Below are 643 nucleotides of genomic sequence, written 5' to 3' on the forward strand. Positions count from 1 at the left end.
TTCGGTATCTCCTCCGATGAATACTAGGCCATTCGCATTTGCCGCCAAGTAGATACCATATCCGGTATTCCCTTCGAAAAGGCCCGCAGTGAACGTCGTTCCCAAGTAGGTTTTATCAGCATAGAGGCCATGACGACCGTTATTATACACTGACAGACGTGAAATATCGGCACAGTTTGCGTCAATTAAACCGCTTTTTTGATCATCGATGCATAGACCATCGCGGGCATTAAACCCACAATTTACGTTATCGAGCTTAGTGGAATTTGCATTTACGCTCGTGTCAAACGCTGCATCGTACCATGGATCGCTCGTGGCATAGCCGCCGATACGGATACCGTCCCGGCCCATATACTGGATGCCGACGTCGCGCACTATGACGCGTGCGCCCATGATAGCGAGCCCGTCGCCGGTGTTCCCGCTTTCGCCGACGATACCGCCGCCCTCGATGATCGAACCAAGCGCCCCTGGGTTTACCTGTATCGCTGGGCCAGCGCAGCTATTACCCTTAATAATGAGCGTGCCGCCGAGCAATTGGCCCGGCACGTAATGAGATCCCTCTAACTTGAGGTGCGTGGGCGCAGTCAGCTAAATCGTCTGCGAGATGCGCTGGCGACCTTGGATGATGAGCGGGCGGCTCCGG

General features: G+C 54.4%; 1 protein-coding gene. It reads right to left on the bottom strand.

All coding sequences use genetic code 11. The features are described from left to right. Positions 1-546: hypothetical protein (locus AACY08_RS27895; RefSeq protein WP_339472328.1), on the bottom strand; the 546-nt coding region annotated here is incomplete at its 3' end. Between the last annotated feature and the right edge of the window lie 97 nt (positions 547-643).

This window comes from Pseudomonas sp. EL_65y_Pfl1_R83 (genome assembly GCF_963970695.1).
Taxonomy (GTDB): domain Bacteria; phylum Pseudomonadota; class Gammaproteobacteria; order Pseudomonadales; family Pseudomonadaceae; genus Aquipseudomonas; species Aquipseudomonas tritici.